The organism is Paenibacillus sp. UMB4589-SE434 (assembly GCF_030226685.1).
GTDB lineage: Bacteria > Bacillota > Bacilli > Paenibacillales > Paenibacillaceae > Paenibacillus_B.
The window spans coordinates 13,539-34,221 of sequence record NZ_JASOYK010000007.1; the positions used below are offsets into that span (position 1 = coordinate 13,539).

At 47.0% G+C, this 20,683-nt stretch carries 22 protein-coding genes; 11 read left to right on the forward strand and 11 right to left on the reverse strand.

The window, feature by feature from the left end:
• Positions 1-136: 136 nt before the first annotated feature.
• From QP775_RS20020 to QP775_RS20035, 4 genes are all read right to left on the reverse strand, one after another.
• A complete protein-coding gene (locus QP775_RS20020) occupies positions 137-520 on the reverse strand; it encodes an ATPase (RefSeq protein WP_239331843.1) in 384 nt (127 codons plus the stop codon).
• Between the two features lie 152 nt (positions 521-672).
• Positions 673-1,905 carry a M24 family metallopeptidase gene (locus tag QP775_RS20025; RefSeq protein ID WP_285108685.1) on the reverse strand — a complete coding sequence of 411 codons (1,233 nt, stop codon included), beginning with the start codon at positions 1,903-1,905 and terminating at the stop codon, positions 673-675.
• A gap of 51 nt (positions 1,906-1,956) precedes the next feature.
• On the reverse strand, positions 1,957-2,559 hold the full coding sequence (locus tag QP775_RS20030; RefSeq protein WP_285108687.1) for a TetR/AcrR family transcriptional regulator: 603 nt from the start codon (positions 2,557-2,559) through the stop codon (positions 1,957-1,959).
• A 57-nt stretch (positions 2,560-2,616) separates the two neighbouring features.
• Positions 2,617-3,744: an ABC-2 transporter permease gene (locus tag QP775_RS20035; RefSeq protein WP_285108689.1), complete on the reverse strand. Its 1,128-nt coding sequence runs from the start codon at positions 3,742-3,744 to the stop codon at positions 2,617-2,619.
• A gap of 198 nt (positions 3,745-3,942) precedes the next feature.
• Between QP775_RS20035 and QP775_RS20040 the strand changes: the two genes are divergently transcribed.
• The 8 genes from QP775_RS20040 to QP775_RS20075 all read left to right on the forward strand — a co-directional run bounded on the left by QP775_RS20040 (position 3,943) and on the right by QP775_RS20075 (position 10,611).
• Positions 3,943-5,106, forward strand: coding sequence for a DUF418 domain-containing protein (locus QP775_RS20040; protein ID WP_285108690.1), 1,164 nt, complete (start codon positions 3,943-3,945; stop codon positions 5,104-5,106).
• A 33-nt stretch (positions 5,107-5,139) separates the two neighbouring features.
• The gene (locus tag QP775_RS20045) at positions 5,140-5,811 is read left to right on the forward strand and encodes a response regulator transcription factor (protein ID WP_483312034.1); all 672 of its coding nucleotides are present in this window, start codon (positions 5,140-5,142) and stop codon (positions 5,809-5,811) included.
• On the forward strand, positions 5,808-7,172 hold the full coding sequence (locus QP775_RS20050) for a HAMP domain-containing sensor histidine kinase (RefSeq protein ID WP_285108692.1): 1,365 nt from the start codon (positions 5,808-5,810) through the stop codon (positions 7,170-7,172). Before QP775_RS20045 ends, QP775_RS20050 begins: the two co-directional genes overlap by 4 nt.
• Before the next feature lie 69 nt (positions 7,173-7,241).
• Positions 7,242-8,153, forward strand: coding sequence for an ABC transporter ATP-binding protein (locus QP775_RS20055; RefSeq protein ID WP_285108694.1), 912 nt, complete (start codon positions 7,242-7,244; stop codon positions 8,151-8,153).
• On the forward strand, positions 8,153-8,866 hold the full coding sequence (locus QP775_RS20060; protein WP_285108695.1) for an ABC transporter permease: 714 nt from the start codon (positions 8,153-8,155) through the stop codon (positions 8,864-8,866). The genes QP775_RS20055 and QP775_RS20060 overlap by 1 nt, the downstream gene beginning before the upstream one ends.
• Before the next feature lies 1 nt (position 8,867).
• On the forward strand, positions 8,868-9,596 hold the full coding sequence (locus QP775_RS20065) for an ABC transporter permease (RefSeq protein ID WP_285108697.1): 729 nt from the start codon (positions 8,868-8,870) through the stop codon (positions 9,594-9,596).
• A gap of 318 nt (positions 9,597-9,914) precedes the next feature.
• Entirely contained in the window at positions 9,915-10,415 is a 501-nt protein-coding gene (locus tag QP775_RS20070; protein ID WP_285108699.1) for an erythromycin esterase family protein, read from the forward strand.
• Between the two features lie 28 nt (positions 10,416-10,443).
• Positions 10,444-10,611, forward strand: coding sequence for a hypothetical protein (locus QP775_RS20075; protein WP_285108701.1), 168 nt, complete (start codon positions 10,444-10,446; stop codon positions 10,609-10,611).
• 192 nt (positions 10,612-10,803) lie between these two features.
• Here QP775_RS20075 and QP775_RS20080 read toward each other — a convergent pair whose 3' ends face one another.
• The 3 genes from QP775_RS20080 to uptA form a co-directional block, all read right to left on the reverse strand.
• The gene (locus QP775_RS20080; protein WP_239331823.1) at positions 10,804-11,427 is read right to left on the reverse strand and encodes an MBL fold metallo-hydrolase; all 624 of its coding nucleotides are present in this window, start codon (positions 11,425-11,427) and stop codon (positions 10,804-10,806) included.
• Positions 11,428-11,563: 136 nt separating this feature from the next.
• On the reverse strand, positions 11,564-12,130 hold the full coding sequence (locus tag QP775_RS20085) for a thioredoxin family protein (protein ID WP_285108704.1): 567 nt from the start codon (positions 12,128-12,130) through the stop codon (positions 11,564-11,566).
• Positions 12,127-12,744: an undecaprenyl phosphate transporter UptA gene (gene uptA, locus QP775_RS20090; protein WP_239331930.1), complete on the reverse strand. Its 618-nt coding sequence runs from the start codon at positions 12,742-12,744 to the stop codon at positions 12,127-12,129. Before uptA ends, QP775_RS20085 begins: the two co-directional genes overlap by 4 nt.
• Before the next feature lie 173 nt (positions 12,745-12,917).
• Between uptA and QP775_RS20095 the strand changes: the two genes are divergently transcribed.
• Positions 12,918-13,379 (forward strand): cupredoxin domain-containing protein, encoded by a 462-nt coding sequence (locus tag QP775_RS20095; protein WP_239331819.1) that lies wholly within the window; start codon positions 12,918-12,920, stop codon positions 13,377-13,379.
• A 185-nt stretch (positions 13,380-13,564) separates the two neighbouring features.
• On the forward strand, positions 13,565-13,876 hold the full coding sequence (locus tag QP775_RS20100; protein WP_285108707.1) for a dehydrogenase: 312 nt from the start codon (positions 13,565-13,567) through the stop codon (positions 13,874-13,876).
• Positions 13,877-13,951: 75 nt separating this feature from the next.
• On the opposite strand, the gene QP775_RS20105 is transcribed toward QP775_RS20100, so the two are convergent.
• The 3 genes from QP775_RS20105 to QP775_RS20115 all read right to left on the reverse strand — a co-directional run bounded on the left by QP775_RS20105 (position 13,952) and on the right by QP775_RS20115 (position 18,349).
• Complete coding sequence (locus QP775_RS20105) at positions 13,952-14,320, reverse strand: hypothetical protein (protein ID WP_239331815.1); 369 nt, start codon at positions 14,318-14,320, stop codon at positions 13,952-13,954.
• Between the two features lie 80 nt (positions 14,321-14,400).
• Positions 14,401-16,521 carry an O-antigen ligase family protein gene (locus QP775_RS20110; RefSeq protein WP_285108708.1) on the reverse strand — a complete coding sequence of 707 codons (2,121 nt, stop codon included), beginning with the start codon at positions 16,519-16,521 and terminating at the stop codon, positions 14,401-14,403.
• Between the two features lie 451 nt (positions 16,522-16,972).
• Positions 16,973-18,349 (reverse strand): Ig-like domain-containing protein, encoded by a 1,377-nt coding sequence (locus QP775_RS20115; protein ID WP_285108709.1) that lies wholly within the window; start codon positions 18,347-18,349, stop codon positions 16,973-16,975.
• Positions 18,350-18,757: 408 nt separating this feature from the next.
• On the opposite strand from QP775_RS20115, the gene QP775_RS20120 reads away from it, so the two are divergent.
• The gene (locus QP775_RS20120) at positions 18,758-19,210 is read left to right on the forward strand and encodes a GNAT family N-acetyltransferase (protein ID WP_285108880.1); all 453 of its coding nucleotides are present in this window, start codon (positions 18,758-18,760) and stop codon (positions 19,208-19,210) included.
• A 234-nt stretch (positions 19,211-19,444) separates the two neighbouring features.
• On the opposite strand, the gene QP775_RS20125 is transcribed toward QP775_RS20120, so the two are convergent.
• Positions 19,445-20,638 (reverse strand): class I SAM-dependent methyltransferase, encoded by a 1,194-nt coding sequence (locus QP775_RS20125; protein WP_285108710.1) that lies wholly within the window; start codon positions 20,636-20,638, stop codon positions 19,445-19,447.
• Between the last annotated feature and the right edge of the window lie 45 nt (positions 20,639-20,683).

Here is a 20,683-nt window from a genome sequence, read left to right on the forward strand (position 1 = left end):
GCCAATCTATATGTGTTATTATGAAACTTTTTCATCGTTTTCATGATACATAAAAAGAAAGACGTGCAGGATTCCCGCTATTGCAGCATCGCCTCCTTACACGTCCGTCCTGTCTGCACTTCCTATGAGTACTCCATTATATCCAAGCTCGCAAATTCACTTTGCGTACAAAGTCTTCCGCGGACATCGGCTCTTGGCCTTCATCCTCTTCCTTCTCGACCTCTTCTTCGCCGTTATTCATCAATCGACGAAATAAAGATTCATTTCTTGTAGCGAGCGCATAATCAATGAGCGCTTCCCGTTCGACACGATCCGCTTCCTGCTGCAAGAGCAGGTCTTCGCATTCGACATCTGTTGCCGGTACAAAGAAGTTGCGGCTTGCTTTCGGAACACGAATCACATAATCAAATGCGTTATCCGCGTTGCGGTCATATGCAATAATATAGCCGTATTCCCCGATAGGCAATTGTTGCTCGAAACGGTCGGCGACAATGACTACTTTCTCTCCCAATTGTATCATTGTCTATGCCTCCCAGCCGACTTCTATATTTCACTTTTTCACTATCGTACTAGAAAAGTGTCTGGCTGTAAACGATAAGACAACTAGATTCTTGCTAGCTGCAATTACGACACTAAATACAATTCCACAAATTGGGATTCAAAAACGGCCGCTCACTCATTCCGTTCGATTATGGCAATGATTCCTTCCGGTGCTGTGGTTAGCTTCACATAGCCATCTGCCGTTATTAAGTAAGTATTCTCAATGCCAACTACGCCCAGTCCGGGAAAAGTAAACTTGGGTTCAATCGCTAAGATCATTCCCGGCACTAATGGCTGCTTAAAGCCACGCGCAAGCACCGGCCACTCATCAATCTCCAGACCGATGCCATGTCCGAGGAACCTCACCTGATCCTCACCATATCCCATAAAGTGATCGGCAAGCTTATAGGTTTCGGCCAACGCCAAAGCGTCGGTGTACAATGTCTCACTAATAGTCCCCGGCTTTAGCCGCTGCTCCGTATTCCTAAGTATCGCTTCTGCAGCCTCATATGCAAATTGCAGTTTTTCATCGAGTTTCCCGATCACAAGGGTTCGGGTCTGATCAATGACATAACCGTCAATACAACATCCGATATCCACCAAAATCGGTTCATGCGGAACGATAACCTTGCGGCTTGCTCCTTGTGGACTAGCAGGGGTTAATCCACGGCCGCCTGCGGGGCCATCGAAATAAGTGGGCTCCGCTCCCGCTTCGCCGGAGGCAACCATCCCCGTCACGATTTCTTGGTTGTAGCCACGCATGCGCACCATGCCAATATGGCCTTGCATTCGAAATATGTGCTCGATATGCGCAATAAGCTCCAGTTCGGTCATGCCTGCGCGCACATGAGCAGCCGCTTGTTCCAGCGCACGATGAGCTGCAATTGCTGATATGCGAATTCGACTCACTTCATATGGCGACTTGATCATTCGAAGCTCACGGAATATCGTCGAACCATCCGTCCAGTCTACATCCGGAATGACGGCCTTCAGCCGTTCGAACTGTTGGACAGGGAGCACATCGTACTCCGTCGCCATCGTGATCCGGGTTCCTTGTTGCATGATGGCGCTGTAGTAGGAACGAATCGTATCACCCAACTGTCGAAAGGACCCCATACGTTCTACACGGATGGACGATTCCACCTCCGCACGACTAAAGCTGCGCTTCACAAGAAATACCGGTTCACCTGCCCTCGGTACCATTACATACCCTGTCTGCATCGATCCAGTTAAATAATAAATATCCACGTTATGCGTGACGACAAATAAATCGATGCCTGCGGCTGACATATGATGTTGTAGTCGCATGAGTCGATCACGATGCTCCCTTGCTTCCGTAGAATCATGATGGTCGTTATTAGTCATAACAAATTTACCCCCATTTCAACAAAATAGTTCGTCTGGTCATGCAGCTATCTATATTTTCTCTCCTGTGATCCCTAATGCTCGTTTGACAAAGATTGCTGCTTCCTCAGACCAACTAAGAGCGGATGATTCGTCTTCAGCCTGGATCAAGGGTCTCCAATACTCCCCACGCTGGTTAAAGAGCAGCACACTAATTACAAACATTGTGGTCCGGTGCAAGCTCTCATATTGGAATATCCCAGCTTGTCGACCTTCATCTAACGTTCGCATCAGTTCCTGCCAAAGCGGCATCACATGCTCTTGAATCATGTGAATACGTGGGCTGTTCAGTAAAATTTCATGTTGGATAATACGCACCATCTCTGGTTCCCGTTCTCTATAAACAGACACTTCCTTGATAATAAAATCCAGAGCTTGCAGAGGATCTCCATCAAACTGGTCCAGCTCAGGTAATCGTCGAATCGGAAAGAAAGTGACGATCATTGCATGAAAGAGCTGTTCCTTACCTCCAAAGTGATAAGAAACCAATGCAATATTTGCCGCGGCGGACTCTCCTATTTGCCGTACTGTAGTTGCATCGTAGCCCTGCTTAGCAAATAATTGCTTGGCCGCCAATAACATACGTGACTTCACGTCTATTTCCGTCTCGCTCAAATGCCAACACTCCGATCTACAAGACATACGACTCTCTTGAAGCAAGTTTGTTACTACTTACACATTGTTCACGGTCACCGTAGCCGTCTGATGCACATCCCGCTCCATTGCTGCTGTAGCTGCACCTAAAATAAAGCACGAAATCCCCATAATGGTAAGCACCCAGCTATCCTGAGTTGTTCCAGTTCCACCAAACATAATATTTAACATTCCGTCCACCCCATACGTAGCTGGCAGCCACTGGCTTACACTTGCATACCCCTCTGACAGTAGTACCCTTGGGAGCATCGCACCTGATGTGACCAGCTGCATAGATAGCAGTACGATATTAATCAGCATTCCTGCTAGACCAAAAATAAGAACGAACAGCTGCGTCATAAACAAAAATGCTACCATTAGCAACGATAGAAACCCCATAAGCATCCAGAAGCCCCCAACAATCGGACCACCTAGCCACGCAACCATCGTTGCACCTACGGCTGACACGACAATTGTAACAATTAAATTGATGATACCACGAACAAAAAAGCGATGCCATCTGCTCGTTTTTCCTTTAAGCGCTTGTGTTGTTTGTTCTAAATTCATCGCCACCAGCATAGACCCGACAAATGATGCCAACACCAACATTAGCGGAATCATCTGCCGATGCATGTCACCTGCTGGATGCAAGGTAACCACCGAAGACTGTACACCAGGGTCTGCAAATATACTACTATTACTGCCGTTCTTTTGCTGTGCAATCATAGACACCAAGCGGACTTTTTTAATAGCATCTGTGAATTCAGTTGCTACAGCAGTCATGATGGACTTTACCATCGCTGGGTTCGATTCATTCATATAATAAGTAAGCTGGACCTCTGGAGGCAGTGATGAGCCTGAGGGGGTTGATTCTTGCTGAACATTTACGATCATTTGGACTTTGCGAAAGTCAAGATCGTACTGGGCCGTCTCAATATCCTTATACCTAACTACCTCTATGGGCGAGCGGTCTGATAATTTCTCCAACAAACTGGCTAACTGCCCTTCCTGTACAACTACCGCCAGCCTCACCTGTTTCATTCGTTCAGCTACGCCTTCGTATCCCGTCATCCAGACAGCACCAAATATAAGCTGAAAAATAATTGCAGCGGAAACGGCTACCCAAGTTGTTCTCTCTTTAAAAAATAATCGAAAAGTCTGTTTCACTCCTACCACACCCTATTCCTTAAAATGATGATGATTTAAACAAATGTTTAATTAAACGTTTGTTTAATATAATAATTTTCACCATAACTAATGTCAATCCTTTGGCTGAACTATCCACAATGCTGAGCGGCAGCCATAGTCTCTGGTATAATAAGAGACTGATCGAATAGTTTTTGCCTATATAAGGGGTGTGCTTGCATGTCACAACTGGTGCAGCCGAGTCAACGGATTGATGCGCTGGACATCATTCGCGGCTTTGCTATCTTTGGTATTTTCTTCGTAAACGTCCCTGATATGATAGGCAATGGCGTGAGTTTTGCAACCTCTTATACAGGGGCTGGCGCTATGATTCGCTTGTTATACGATATGTTCATTCAGACCAAGTTCTACACGATCTTTTCGTTCTTATTTGGGCTAGGCTTTTATTTATTTATGCAGAGCGCCGCGAGAAGGGCGCTTCCTGTATATCGTTTGTTCACACGCCGGCTCTTGCTGTTGTTATTGATCGGAATTGCCCATTATGTACTGCTGTGGCAAGGGGATATTCTTCATGCATACGGCTTATTCGGTTTTCTATTGCTCTTATTCTATAAACGCTCTGCCAAGACCATTCTGACATGGAGCATCACGTTATTGAGTCTATATGCGCTCCTTATCGTGTTGCTTGGTCTCGCAGCGTCATACACCGATGCTAGCGGAGACACTATCGGTTTATTTCCCCATGTGCCGGACATGCGGATGCGGATCAACCATTTGTTCAGTAACGGTCTTGAAAATTTGTCATTATTGGTCTTTGAAGTGCTTGGCTTGTTTCTATTAGGTCTGTATGCAGGAAAAAAACGGTGGTTCGAACGTTTGCATCTATATCAAGGCGCTATCAAACGTCTGCAATGGATATCTGCCGGGTTCACCTTGCTGTTGTTTATCCCAATGGTTGCCTACTATGCCACCCATCCGATATACAACACCTTGCAGAACTATGGATATACTCATTTAACAGGAAAAACACTAGCAGTGTTTTATGTATGCACACTGCTTCGGCTTATTCACCGCTTCGGATCTTATCGCTTTCAGGGTTTGGCTGCCGTCGGCCGTATGGCGCTTACAAATTATTTAACGCAGACCCTACTCACAATGGGATTGCTGCGATTGGTATGGAACGACGCAGGAACTGCCCCCTTGTGGATGGGAACGATATATGCTGTTGTCATCCTTATCGTTCAGACCTTTTGCAGTAAGTTATGGCTTCGCTTTTATCAAATGGGACCTGTGGAGTGGATATGGCGAGCCGGAACATATGGACAATTCTCTCCGCTTCGCCATAAGTCCAGTGCCAATCAGGAGCCTAAGCGTGGAAGATGAACTTATTTCATTCAGGAGAGGAAGTCTTGAATCATGCATCGCATCTTAATCGTGGAAGACGACAACGAAATCGGCTCATGGACGGAACGATTTCTACAACAAAAAGGGTACGACGTCGAATGGCGCATATCCGGAGAAGGACTAGTTGAGGCCGCTGCCTCCAAAAGCTTAGTGCTGCTTGATGTCATGCTGCCTGGACTGGACGGGTTTACGTTGGGCCAGCGGCTAAAGAAGGAGCACCCCCTGCTGCCAATCATGATGCTCTCTGCTAGAACAGCTATAGATGATAAATTGCAAGGGCTACAATTTGCCGATGATTATGTTACTAAGCCCTTCCATCCTGATGAGCTCGCAGCTCGTATAGAAGTGCTGCTTCGCAGGCACGAACAGAATGCACCGGAGCTAATCTCGCTGCAGCACCTGCATATTTACCCGCATCAGAATCGAGTGGTTGATCAGCGGAACGGCGAAGATATCATCCTAACGGGTAAGCAGCATCATATCTTTACATACATGCTGCGTCATGCCAATCAAATCTTAACCAAAGAGCAGCTATATGAGGGGGTATGGGGAGAACCATACATTGACGGTGATAAGACCCTCATGGTACATATTCGTTATTTAAGAGAGAAGATTGAAATAGACCCAAGCCGCCCTGAGCTTATCGAGACCATCCGCGGCATCGGTTACCGGGTCAAACGATGAGCTCGCAAGTGCGTTGGCGCCAATCACTTCGAGCTCGCTATCTGCTGATCATTTTTTGTGCGCTAGCGTTATGGATTATTGTGTTTCCGATATTGGCTATACTGATGCAACTATCACAATCCTTCACTGGTAATACTGAACCTAATCCTTATGCTAGCAACGAGCGAATGGAGAAGCATTGGCACGACACTGCCGCCAGTCTTGGACAAGCCTCACCGGAGCAGATCGCACAGCAGCTAACACAGCTGAAGTCCGAGTACCCGAAAGCGAGCATGTTCTGGGTTGACGGGTCAGGGCATACCCGTGACATGCTGCCTGTACAAGCACAACTTCCTAAGTTATGGACAGCGGTGGACAGTATTTCATTTATGAAGAAGAGCTACGATCGCGACCCTTATACAATAGTGTCCTTTATCGGCAAGCAGCCGGAGAAGGGCTTTATGGTCATGCAGCTGCCAAGGAAGCTAATGGGGAGTACGTTCAGTAAAGCGTACAACTATAACTGGTTGCTGCTGGTTCAAGTCGCGATTTATATCTTATTTGTGATGTTATCTTGGCAATTTTTTAAGCGTATACGTAATCGGTTGGTTCGCTTGGAAGAAGCAATGACCTTTACGGACGACAATGGCATTCCTCATACGCTGCAAGTGGTACGTGAAGATGAGATCGGCCAAGTGGAGCATGCATTTAACCGCATGATTGACGACCTAAGAACGAGCAGGCAACGGGAACAAGAGGAAGAGCATCTGCGGAAGAAGCTGATTGCTAACTTGTCTCACGACATTCGTACACCGCTCACGACGATAAGGGCACATGCCCATTCATTGAAAGAAGAACCTTTGTCAGCGCAAGGCATGGCGTCCATTACGCTAATGGATACAAAAATAAACGACTTAGGGCATCTGGTGGATAACCTACTCTCTTATACGCTGCTTGCCGCCAAACGGTACACCCTACAGCTACAACCAGTTGATATCGTTCGGCTCATACGTGAGAGTGCCGCGAATTGGTATCCCGTATTGGAGCAGGAGAAGTTTGATATTGAAATCGATCTGCCGGATCACGCTATTATGTGGTGTATTGACCCCCAATGGATGAAGCGAATTATGGATAATCTCATCCAAAATGTCGTACGCCATGCCGCCAAAGGCCGTTATATTGGCATTCAGGTACTGAGTTCGGCAGATCGAGCACGAGTTGTGATCACCGATAAAGGACCCGGCATGCAGCGATCAACAGACACTAAGGGAAGCGGGATTGGCATGAGTATCGTGACGGTCATGCTTCAGGACATGCGCCTAGTTTCTACAGTAAGAACCGGAGAATACGGAACAGTGATTGAGATTGCTCCTGAATTTTAAACAGAATTTAAACTTAAGGTCGCCTCGCTTTAACCTGTGCACGATAAGGTTAAACATGAGGTGATCACAATGAGCGATGCTTTCGTTCAAACTACACAATTAACAAAGCAATATGGTTCGCGAACGGCTGTTAACCAGATTAATCTGGAGTTAAACAAACAAGACATTTATGGATTCTTGGGGCCAAATGGAGCTGGAAAAACAACTACCATCCGTATGCTATTAGGGCTTATCCGACCAACTTCTGGATCTATCCGCATGTTTGGCAAGTCTTTTCCGAAGTCACGAATCGATGTCTTAAAAAAGGTCGGTTCTTTAGTCGAATCCCCTTCTTACTATGGACATTTGAACGCATGCGAGAACTTGGAAACCATTCGTCGCATTATCGACGTGCCCGTATCACGAATTGATGAGGTATTAAGCATCGTTGGGTTAACAAAAGACGCCAAGCGTGTGGTCAAAGGCTACTCACTTGGCATGCGGCAGCGATTAGGAATCGCCGCTGCGCTGCTTGGGTCCCCGGAGCTGCTAATCCTGGATGAGCCCACCAATGGCCTCGATCCTGCAGGCATTTTGGAAATGCGAGAACTGATCAAATCGCTGCCCGCCCAATACGGCATTACCGTACTTGTCTCCAGTCATCTTTTAAGTGAAATTGAACAGATGGCCAATCGAGTCGGTATTATTCAGCATGGCAGCATCCTTTTCCAAGATTCACTGGAGATGCTGCAGAAACAGGCAAAACACCATATCAGCCTCGCGGTGTCCGATCCCCGCCAAGCAGCTCATACGATATCCACATGGGGCATCCATGCCGCTGAGGAAGAAGATCTACTAACGATTACATACGTACCTGATGAACAAGTAGCTTTAATTGTGCAGCAGCTTGTTCAAAATGGCCACAGCATATACCGAATCGTGGATCAAAGGCAGTCGCTCGAAGAGATCTTCTTGTCCCTCACCGGGAAGGAGCGATCGTAATGCTGCTAAAAGCAATGTCTGCTGATTGGCTTAAGCTTCGACGCACATGGATTGGTTGGCTGGTACTGTTGGGACCGATAGGCGTTATTGGCTTACAGAGCGTCAATTACGGTCTCCGCTACGATTATTTACTGAAGAAGTATGCAGATGATCCTTGGGGCAATCTGATCATTAACGTTCAGTTTCTGGCGGCACCTGCACTGCTGCTGGGAATTACACTAATTGCATCCATCATTTCTGGGATTGAGCATCGGGAGCAGTCGTGGAAACAAGTATTGGCTCTGCCGATATCCCGCTCAACTGTGTTTGCTTCCAAATTTACAATTATCCAATTACTGCTCTTTGTGGCCTGTACTTTATTAAGTGGCGGCACGTTGCTGCTTGGCGGAGTGTTGGGATTAGGGATGGATATCCCGTGGGGAATGCTGCTGTTGAAATGTTATTTTCCGTGGCTTGCCGCAATGCCAATCATTGCGCTGCAATCGTGGCTGTCCATTACCAATCGAAATCAGGCGCTGCCGATCTCCATTGGCATCCTTGTCAGTATCTTCAGCATGTACGCTGCTCGCATGCCGGACTGGATGCCGCTCAAATGGCCGTTGCTCGTTAACGGAGCTCATAGTCCCATTTACTCGGTCATCTCGGGCCTATGTACAGGTCTCGTTATTTATATGCTGTCTTTGCTCCACTTCGCCAGAAAGGATGTGGACTAACATGCGGACTTTGCATCGGATCCTTTATGCTGAAATATTAAAGTTAAAGCGTTCCAAGCTAGCACTCATCCTGATTCTCAGTCCATTGATGGCTGCCATGCTCGGCTTAATGTATAGCCTAAACGTGGATCAGCCTTTCGCATGGAAAATACTGCTCTCCCAGATGGCTATGGCACACGCTGTGTTGTTCCTGCCGCTGCTATCGGGTGTGCTATCCGCCTTTATATGTCGGTACGAGCATGCTAACGGGGGTTGGAAACAGCTCTTATCATTGCCCGTCTCCCGCTCAGGTGTGTACATCTCCAAATATGTAATTGTAGCGGTGCTGCTCGGGGTCACACAACTCATCTTCCTGGGTGCCGTGCTATTGATCGGCTCGCTTAAGGGGATCGCTGAACCGATTCCATGGATTATGCTGTGTAACAGTGTACTTAACGGTTGGATAGCTTCTCTGCCGTTGATCGCGCTGCAAATGTTAATGGCAATGGCTTGGGCAAGCTTTGCTGCTCCGCTCGCTGTAAATGTCATATTAACGCTGCCGAACTTGATGGTGATTCAGTCCAAGTACGGCATCTATTATCCATGGGGCCAGCCGTCGCTTGCAATGCTGCCTCAGAACGATTCATTTGGAATCAATGTCTCTTTAGAAACGCTGCTGTTTGTCATCGGAGGAAGTTTTGTTTTATTTGTCCTGGCGGGACTTTCATATATTAACCGCAAAGAAATCTAAAATCGTGCTCTTTCTTATCTCCATGATTCAGAGCATGTTATGCCATCCAAGTCTTTATATATGTGTTCACTGCAACCTGACCCATTCTTTATTGGTGTCAGGTTGTTTTCTATTTGCGGAGTGGATCACTTCCTTAGCAAGAAAGCACTTTTTATCAAGAAAATGGTGAACTTCAGTTACTATACTTTGAGGTATAACATAACCTGATCCAAAGATAGAAGATAAACACTATGAAATCACATGAACCTTTCAAATTAGCCCCCAACGCTCATTACAAACTATCAATCATACTGCTGCTTTTATCTTTATTAGTTCTGCTTGCTTGCACGGCTTTTATGGAGGCAAAGCACAGATCTCGCAGGTTACCGTAAAGCAAAGCAGCAGTTGATCAACGTCTACACGAATATGCTGCAAGAGGCTGCCTCACAGGCTCGAGCATTAAAGCTGGCTTATCCGGATGAACCGCATATCGTCAAGCTGATAGAACGTTCGCTCCAGGACCATATTCGAGTCGTGCAAGAGTTCAATGAACTGAGTATAACTGCTAACCTATTAAGCGGCAAAAGTGATCATAGCGGCATGTTAAAAGTTATGGAATGGCGTGATCGGGCCATGGCAAGCAACCTTGTATGGCTAGCAACAGAAGTATACCCGGAAGAAACTATCATCGTATGGGGACATAACGGCCATATCAGCAAAGCACAATCTTCAATTACCAATATGCCCAAAAGTATGGGAGAGTTAATGCCTACGGAGTGGAAACGTAGGGGCTATGTGCTCGGCTTATTTATGGCAGGCGGAGAATCAGTAACCCAATAAAAGGGAGCCACTTCCTGTAGATGCACCGATGCCAGGAACGTTGGAGCATATTGTATCAGCTACCAATCCCCCCTATACGTTCATCGATATACGATATCGTGAAAATGAGCGCGGCAATTCGTGGATGTTCGAACGTACAATCGCTAATTACGAGGTGATGATCACTATGCTGCTGGAGCCGAGGCATATGGCTTAACCACAATTCAAATCCCTACCAGAAGGTCTTCATTCCTTCCACTCCTCCTGAAACAACGAGAATAGAATATTCTGATCGAGTTTGGTTTTCACAGAAAAACCCTCTACATCCATCCCATACGTGAATCAAACATCTTCATGTCTGACCATAGGACGTCTATAGAGGGTTAATAAATACTATGCTTTCACTCAGCTATATAAACGGATTATACTGCTTCTCAAAGCCTATCGTCGTCGTAGGCCCGTGACCTGGATACACCGTAATATCATCACCCAATGGCAGCAACTTCTCATGAATCGAGCGAATCAATGTATCATGATCACCATCTCGTAAATCTGTACGACCAACAGAAGTACGGAATAACACATCACCTGCAAACAAATGCTTGCCGTACAGGAAGCTTACGCTGCCTGGAGAGTGTCCTGGTGTATGCATCACTTGGAACGTATATCCGATCAGATCAAGCGTCTGACCGTCTTCAAGCAAGTGATCAGCTGGCGCAAAGACCATCGGTGGTGATACGTGCGGCCACATAAGCGAGCCGTTTAGATCAGGCTTCAGCAGCCATTCCGCTTCGGAACCGTGGATATATACGGGGCAGCTATGTGCATCACGAACTTCCTTTAGCCCGCCGATATGATCAAAATGCGCATGTGTCAACAGAATCGCCTTCACTTGAAGCCCATCGAGTGCCTTCATAAGCGGCTCTGGATTCATACCAGGGTCAATCACGACCGCTTCCTTGGACTCTTCGTTAATGAGCAAGTAGGCATTGGTCTCAACAGGCCCCAGAGAAAAGCTTAATATACGAAACATCGTTGCTAAACACCGCCTTACCATTTTCTGTATCATAATCGGAACAATACTTCACGAAGAATCAGGCTCGACTTGTCAATATGGTGCCGCCGTTCGCTCGTATGCCCGATCTAGTTGCAGCCAACTCTGTTGTCGCTTAGAACGACGACAGCAATTCTCTCAATTCGCGGACGATACGATTATGATAATCCGTACCTTCTCCGTAAGTCTCCATCATTTGCTGGCGAACTACTTTCAGGTTGTCCTGATAGTCAGCAGCCTCGCGATCCGGATTCGTCTGCTTAAAAGCAATCATATGAGCCTGCACATCGCTAGGACGTGGCCCCCATTTGCCTAACACATGTCCGCCAGTATCCGTAATAATAACGACTGGAACTGATCTTCCACCCATTGTCAAATATTGATCCATTAGTTCAGGAAATTGCTCCATGATCAGAACCTCAGTTGGAATGCCTGCAGCCTCCATCGCTTTGAATACAACTGGTACGTTGCGCACAACGTCACCGCACCAATCTGCTGCCAGAATCTCACAGCGCAGATCATCACGGAACTGCAGCGACTCAAAGAACGAGCGATCCTCTTCATCTGCCCACTCGAACTGATTATACCAAGATAGGAAGGCATCCTGATTCTTGGTCATGCCATCCATAAAGGCTTGTGGTGATATGCCCTGTCTCAAATATTCAGCTATAGAGTTGCTCATTTGGATTGCCCCGCTTTCTTTTTCGAAATAGTATATTTAATGACAACATACACGATTAGAAGCGCAAGTGCAATCAACAGTATCGGCTTGACGTACGGCGCAGCAGCCTCATCGATGTGCTCCCATTTATCGCCGAGCATGAAGCCCAGGTAAACAAACAATAACGTCCACGGAATAACAGCCAATGTGGTTAATATCGTAAACTTCCATACAGGCATACGTGTGATCCCCGCTGGAATGGAAATGGCGTGACGTACAATCGGTACAAAACGTGCTGTGAAAATAACACCCGTACCGTACTTGTTAAACCATTCCTCCGACTTATCGATATGGTGCTTGTTAATTAATATGTATTTCCCAAACCGTTCCAGAAACGGTCTACCGCCGTATCTGCCGATCCAATACACTACCAATTGGGCAAGCACGCCCCCTACAACTCCGAATATAACAATCATAATAAAGTTCGCTTTTCCTAAAAACACAAGAAACCCGCCGTAGGCCAACACAATTTCACTAGGTATTACTTCCAGCATCAATCCAAAAAAGATGCCCCATTCCCCCAGACTTTGAATCCAGTGAAACAGCGTGTTAATAATCTGATGAATCGTATCCATACCTTCCCTCTTCCCTACATGCTTATTCATAGTTAATGATAACACTTGGAACGACTGCAATGATAACCATTCTATTCTAGCATATGGAAGGACATCACTCCAAGTTAGGAATTAGTGTACAACCACCCGCATACATATGGACTAGCTCAAGATTGGAAGAGGAGGTCTAGAATATGACTAAGTTATGGGTTGTATCCAAGAAACAATGGCGGATCGGATTAATTGCGTTGGCAGCTATTATGGTGGCTGCGGCTTATTGGCGTTATGAGTCACTACAGGTTAAACCGGAACCAGTTGCCGCTCAGCCCGCTGTAACGCAAACCAGAGTGCTCCATATGGTTACAGGCGAGTTTAAATCGGTATTGGAAAATGGAAAAGAGTCGGAAGTTTATGTGTTTAGCCCTGGGACGGTCTTCGCTAATGAAGGAGAGAAAGTGGAACTGCGTATCCGCGGGGTAAGCGGCAAGCAACATGACTTCACGATAGAAGGACTCGACCTACACGGCTCGATATATAAAAATAAAGAGACAGTCGTTACCTTTCAGGCTAAGGAAGGCATATACCGTATCTTATGCCACTCCCATGGGGAGGCCAGTAACGAAGGGCCGATGATTGGATATATCGTAGTCGACTAATATTTCACTTAGAGAAATGACTGATCTGAGCATTGTTGATGCTTTCTATTCTTTTCTAACACGAGTCACCCTATTAAATCTTATACCCTCTTGAAACCGCTGAAAAAAGAAGATTCATTCAGGTTGTGACAGGCTGAAAGTCTGTGCATATGTTGATTCATAGGCCCGTGTAGAGAGGAGTCACCTTGTTGAGACCAAAAGAGCGCCACGAAGCCTCCTTGCCTTCCGCACGCAAAATTCGCCGTTCCTGCAGCACGGAGCTGTATCGTACGATCAAGCGGATGAAACTGTATATCCCGGATGAACTGCTAAAGCAGGGCGAGGAGTTATATGTAAAAAAGGTATTCGGTAATTTGACCTGGATTCATGAGAACAGCCAGAATCGCAAGCGACTTGCCGACTGGTGGGATGAAGCAGTCAGCGAGGAGCTCTCTCAACTGTGGAAGGTGGATCGCACTAAACTAAGTACCTGCTTCCGAGATGCATTTGGTGGATAGCCCAAATAACTAAATCCACCTGCAACCAAAAGGCCCATGTGTTTCCCAAGGGAAACGCATGGGCCTTTTTTGGAATTAGCCAATAATGGCGAATGCTTCGACACCTCTAGGTACATTGCGTGTTCGAAACAATATACCGACTCTGTTAAACACCTGAATCGTAAGCGGTACGTTGGTCAAGACGCCGATATTGTTGAAGCGGACGACACCGTGACGGTCAAAAGCTGCTGTAGACAACAAGCGCCCACCTGAAAAAACCCGGGCAAAAAATCCGGCTGTATTAAATGTAACGCCGTTGTTCTGCACCCATAGTACAGTAAAGCGTGTAAAGTACAGGTTTGGAATCTGCTTTGCCTTAAACCGCTTTTTGGTCACTTTACTGACTACTTTTCCTTTGAGCTGCGGATCCTTGAGGGGAGGAGTGATACGTTTTACGATGCTCATGCGGATGCTCCTTTCTGTCCGTATCGTACAACGTATGCAGCTCGCTCCTGTCTCGCATGGTCCATTTGCCCGTTCTCCTGTTACTTAATTGGGATGGTGAGCAGGTACACAGAGGCCGCTGCACGCTCGGCCTCTTGCGTCATGGCAAACCGCTTGCCGTTTGCCACATGCTCTATCGCCGCGATGCGGCGCACTTCAGCATCGTAAGCGCTGAAGTGCCTTTCTGCATCCACGGCCAGCGTCAGCGCCAACGATGTCTGTCCTCGCTCGGCGGCCGCCTGCGCCATAGCGGCGAGCCGCACGATCGCTTCGGTCTGCAGCCTGCGATCGAAGCGATCGGCCTTCACGGCCGCCTGCCAGTAGGCGGCCGCTTGCTGCGAATTGCCGCTGCGCTCAGCCGTAAGCGCCAGCTCACGGCTGAGCGCTTTGCCGTCGCGTTCGAAGCGCTGCCCCTCCATCAGCAGGGCAAGCGCCTCTCGCGGCGGTAAGCTGCGCGCAGCTGCGATGCGCAGCGCCGTATCGGCAGGCGCCAGCCGCTGTGCTGCGCGGAGCGTCACCGCGTTGGCGGCCGTGTGCTTTCCGCTTGCTGTGGCGTACAATACTTGCGCCACGCAGTGACTTAAGCCCGCCGCCGCTACCACTAGCAGCGGTACGACAAGCGCAAGCGCTGCGAGACGCTGACGCAGCTTAACACGCAGCACCTGCTTCGTATCACTCTGCATCAGCTCTGCCTGTATCTGTGTTTCATCTGCCTCGACCTGCTCGCTCCACCTCTTATCACCTGCATAACCTAACGCCAGCCACGCAAGCCATACATAGATGACCCAACTGTATGCCATGTCAAAGTCAATCAAACTATGAGCAGCTATTGCTGCTGAAGCCATGCCCGCTGCCTGATAACGGCGCCAGCCTTGCCATATCGCTACAGCCGCTAGGCCCATCGTCAACAACGTACCGATTGCGCCAATGTCCAGCAGCATATCAAATAAACTACTATGTACTTCCTTGCCCACATACGGCTCGCTCTGGATAGATGAAAACTGCTGCCTCCAGGCATCTCCCCCACTGCCCAGCCAAGGGTACTCCTGCCACAACCTCCATGCATCCTTATAAAACAAAGTCCGGGCGGAAGCCGTCTCATAATGACCTGTTAAGCGATCGCCAGCCTCATTCGGCATGACATACAATGCTGCTCCTAACACGGCCGTTCCCACCACTGCTAGGATAACCTTGGCTAGCCACGGCTGTATAAATGATTCACGGTCGCCGTTATGAGTTCTTCTAGTCCTATTGCTGCTTTTAACATGGAGCATGTACGGAATGACCGCCGCTCCTACTAGGCATAAGACAAGTGGAATCGCAATAAGTTGGCTCTGCTCCAGCCATAATGATGCGGTAGAGGCCACTGCTAGTATCGCCCAGCTGCCATGCCACGCAGCCCACCCGATAAATCGGAGTCTTGTACCTTTCAAAACAAGCCAAGCTACAAACACAATACCAGCTGTGACAAGCCAGGCTCCCCTTGATTCCGTAAGACCTAGCACCGTTGCATGCAGCAATAAACAGACCGATTCCAACATCCATATTCCTTTGTTAGGTGATAATTCATTTAACCGTCCCAAGTGGTACAGCGCATATGCACCCGCCAGCGCTCCAAGCGTATTCGGATATTGCAGCCACCCGCCAAGACGGAAGCCAAGCGCAGACAGTTCATCATTGGAACTGGACATGACGCTACCGTTATAGGGAAGCCAGCCGTACAACATACAAAGTGATCCAAAAGACATTATAATTCCGATGATGACCAGCACAATATGAAACTTCTTTATGGCTTGCCTGCACGTCAAAAAACCGTAGATTAGCATAAGCCATATGCCAAAAGAGCTCCATCGTATTATTTGCATCCAGCTTCCGTACACAGAGGCGGGTTCCAGCAGCAAAGTTATCCCGTAACAAACCGCTGCTGCTAGCGGGAACCATAGCGGCCAGGGGAAGACGTTATCTTCCAAGGCCGACGCTATACCTTTACGTATGATGTGATACACACCTATCCCAATGAGCAGCACAGCAACAGGCAGCATGCGATGGTTATAGAACAAACCTTGCTGATATAGCCCTATTCCTAATACAATTGCCGCTATCATCCACAGGATAAACGGTCTCGTTTCATGCATGGATGTATGCGCCGTTCCTTTCAACATATCATTTCCCCCTCTCAACATGCTGCCTTCTACCTGCTCGTATTTTTCCTATATCAACGTATGTATTATGCTGCTTAGAGCTTAGGTACGCCGCTGTCTTCATGCTTTACCTGTTCATCTATTTATCTATTTACTATTATATGATTGTTAATACAAAGTAAGATTCAGATCAATTATGGAGTCTATAAGCAAAAAACTATTAATGGGAGCAGCATCCAATCACTCCGTTTCTTACTTCTTTATACTTCTCTATGAGCTAAACTGTTACAACTAGCTTCACAATTGACAATGTGTGAACATGTCAAAAAGACCGCTCCAACGGAGGATACCGAGTAGCGGTCGATGCTAGACTAATTTAAAAGGAATTATTGATGCCTTGCTGTCTGTATATGATCTCTAAATAATTTCTGTCTTGCTCCTCTCAAGCTGCGATGCTCACTTATCTAATTGGCTACAAGAGTGACAACGCAAGCTTAGCCCGAATAAAGGTATTATTTTCAGGCCGCAAGATCCATCTTCGTATATCAGATACATCAATCCCATTGGAACCGTTAAGCCGATCAATCTCACTGATTTGTTGAATTAGCACCTGTTTATCCAGCAGCTCCACAACCTGAATTAGCTGTAAGCGAGTAGAAGTTGGGTCCACATAGTATAAACCGTAATGCCCTGGTCCCAGCATCGGCTGCTGGTTAATGCTGTCGATGCGAAACGTAACGTCAGCTTGACCGGCTGCCGTATGTGCTTCTCGCGCACTCTTGACTGAACTAAGCAACGACTCAAACGGAGCCAGCCAATAACGTCCTGCTGACGTTACCGGCATACGCAGCACATTTTCAACACCCTTATATTGTCCTGTGTATTCGCTGTCAGCTACAGCGTGAACCTCAACCCTTACTTCCCCAGTCGTTGATCCGCCACGGCCGTCGTCAGCCCTGACTTTAATCTTGTCTGCACCAGCTGCTGCTCCTTGGACAATCAATTCTGAACCTTGTAAGGAAGGGTTCACAATGCCTTTGTTCTCTGTCCCAATAAACGTATATGTAAGACTGTCCTGATCGGGGTCTGCAAAAAAGTCCGCCAATTGTATGGATTGTGATGAGCCTGCTACGATATGCCGCACATCACCCGGCCCTATATAACTTGGCTCAGTATTCATGGCAACCGTAAAGAAGTAGGAAGCCTTATTACCTAGTCTATTCGTAGCTGTAATCGTTACGATCGTATGCGTGAACTTCGTCTGTTCCTTTATGACATAATACGCGTCTACACCGTTAAACTCCGACCCAGCCAAACCCAACGCCTTACTCGAATCTTGAATATCAAAATTGTTTCTCTTATAATCGATCGTTGAATTATTTGGAAAAAGCACTTTAAGATCAATCAGCTTACTTACTTGATTCGGAGCGAAATAATAATCGCTTAAATAATTCATGTTAATGGTCGAGGCAGCCAATGGTTGTGTTGGGTCCACCACCATAACAGCAAACTTCTCCACCTGAATATGCCCTGACGGATCTGCCCACATTACAGCGACTGCGGTAGTTCCGAGCTTGTTTCCTTGTACAACATACTGCTGGAGCTTGAGATCAGCATCTACTGTCGCGATAGTAGGATCAGCATAGGTTATGGAGTAAGTCACACCTGTTACTGTAGTGTTAACAGCCAGTGTATCGTTAAGCTTTACCGTCTTCGTGTCCGTTACAACCGTGTGAGGGAATAGGATTCCTTGCGCCTCAACTAGCTTGGGCATCATGGTTAAGGGGCATATCCCTATTATAAGAAGTAAAATAACAAACCATGATGATCGACTGCTTCGTGCAAACATCCGATATACTCCTCCTCTATTATGCCGTTATCGCCATGTACGCATGGAGGTTAGGTATGATTCGCCCAGTTCCTCTGTTATTGTACAACAATGAATCAGCAGCAGTATGACTTCCTGGCGCTGCTTCCATCCTTTATGTATCCGTCTAATAATTTACATGAGTAGCCAAACCGTCTCTGTTCAGCTCAAGTTGGATTTTCAACCTTTGTCCCTAATTCTAACCCATTTTACAAACAGTGACAATCTGTAACCGACCGCATTGCGCAAGTGACAAAGCTACCTCCATATGGACTTGTACTGCTCAATTGTTCGTGACACAATAAGTATGAAGTAAAACCGATACCCAATTGTGTGTATAAATAATAGATGAGAGGAGGACTGCTCTTGCAACCCTTTCGAATCATTCCGATGAGAGAACACGATGCAGAGGCCATATGTAGTTGGCAATATGAACCGCCATACAATTTGTATAATTTCTTGTCTTGGGAGCAGATGAAAGCGCTCGAAGTTGAATTTGGTGATCCTGCGATTCGAGAAAGCCAATTTGCAGCTGTACTGGGGGCGGAGGATGAACTAGAAGGATTTGCGCAGTTTTTCCCGTTAGAGGGTGTAACACGACTCGGTCTTGGCATGCACCCTGGCAAATTAGGATTTGGCAGAGGCAGATTGTTTGTACAAACGATTGTGGAAGAGGCCCTGCGACGTAGGCCAGAGGATGAAATCGACTTGGAAGTATTATGTTGGAACTCTCGGGCAATACGGACATATGAGCATGCCGGATTCCGAATTACGGATACGTATGAACGCCCAACACCTTCCGGCACGGGCCTGTTCCATTGTATGGTCTACGATCCTGAGTGACGACTGTGCACCAGGAACGGCTGCTTCTGGGACTGATAAGATCATCTGGAAAAACCCTGCCGTGTATTTTGTATATGGCAAGGACAGTGTTATTCACAACTTCCCAATACTCTTCTCCGTTCCTTTAGCAACTACGTTCCTCATACAAGCACAGCGGTAATTCCCTTTAAGACAGGGGCACGGCTTGCAATGGCACTGCTCTCCTCATGATAGCCCTGTAAGCTTGCAGCTAAGTCAACGAGGTGAGCGCACCCCTTGTAATCCTTGCTCCGCAATCAGATCATGCAGTGCACCTTCTAGATATGGAGCTGCCTGCAGAAAATCGCGGAATGCCGTGTACTGCTGCCAATTCGCTTGGACGTCGCTTTCAGGCGCACGCACCGCACGAATTAGAATATTTTTAGGCGTATTCTCCATGTCAATAAACTCCAACAATTGTGTTTGATACCCTACACAATCCAGCAGCTTCGCCCGCACTGCATCTGTTGCAAGCGCTGAGAAACGCTCCTTTAATATGCCGTGGCCAAGCAGCGGTTCCAACACCGGAGTGTCTACCTGCCGGAACAATTCATGCTGACAGCAAGGTACAGACAATATGACACTTGCTCCCCATCTAACTGCTTTGTTTAAAGCAGCGTCTGTAGCTGTATCGCAAGCATGCAGGGTAACAACCATATCTACTGCGCTGGCTCCATCATACTGAGCAATGTCGCCTACCGAGAATTGGAGTCCCTCATACTGTAATCTGCGCGCCAATGCCTCACAATGCGCAATCACATCTTCCTTGAGATCAAGTCCGTTGATCATCACATCACGCTCACACATCACATGTAAATAATGATACAGGGCAAATGTCAGATACGATTTTCCACAGCCAAAATCAATAATACGTATCGTACGATCGCTAGGTAAGTGAGGCAGGATGTCGGCCACCATCTCCAGAAACCGATTGATTTGCTTGAATTTATCGTATTTAGAGGCAAGTACTTTACCTGCATCACTCATAATGCCAAGCTCTGTCAGGAAAGGCACCGGAACGCCTTCTGCCAGTATATATTGCTTCTTGCGATTATGAGACAAGTCAGCCTGCACCGACTTTGTCTGTTTTGTCCGTATGTTTACCTTGTGCTTCTTGCTAATTAACACATGGTGTTCTGCCTCTGTAGTCCGCAGCAATGCTTGGCGGAAGTTATGTTCAAGCATACTGAACAGCTTGTCTGCTGCCCGCTCTGCCGTCACATTTTCATGTGTCACCTTATTAGCAAAGTGATAAGTGATCTGCACCATGACCTCGCCGCGCAGTTGGATGGGCTTAATCGTTGCTTTGACACAGCCTTCTTCCGGAGCCTGGCGCACTTGGCTAAACACAGCTGAATGCAGCGTTCCTTCTTGTAAAATATGTTGAACTAACTGCTGTAATTGTTCCATGATGATGTTACAACCTTTCAATCACATTACTGTGAACTCATTAAT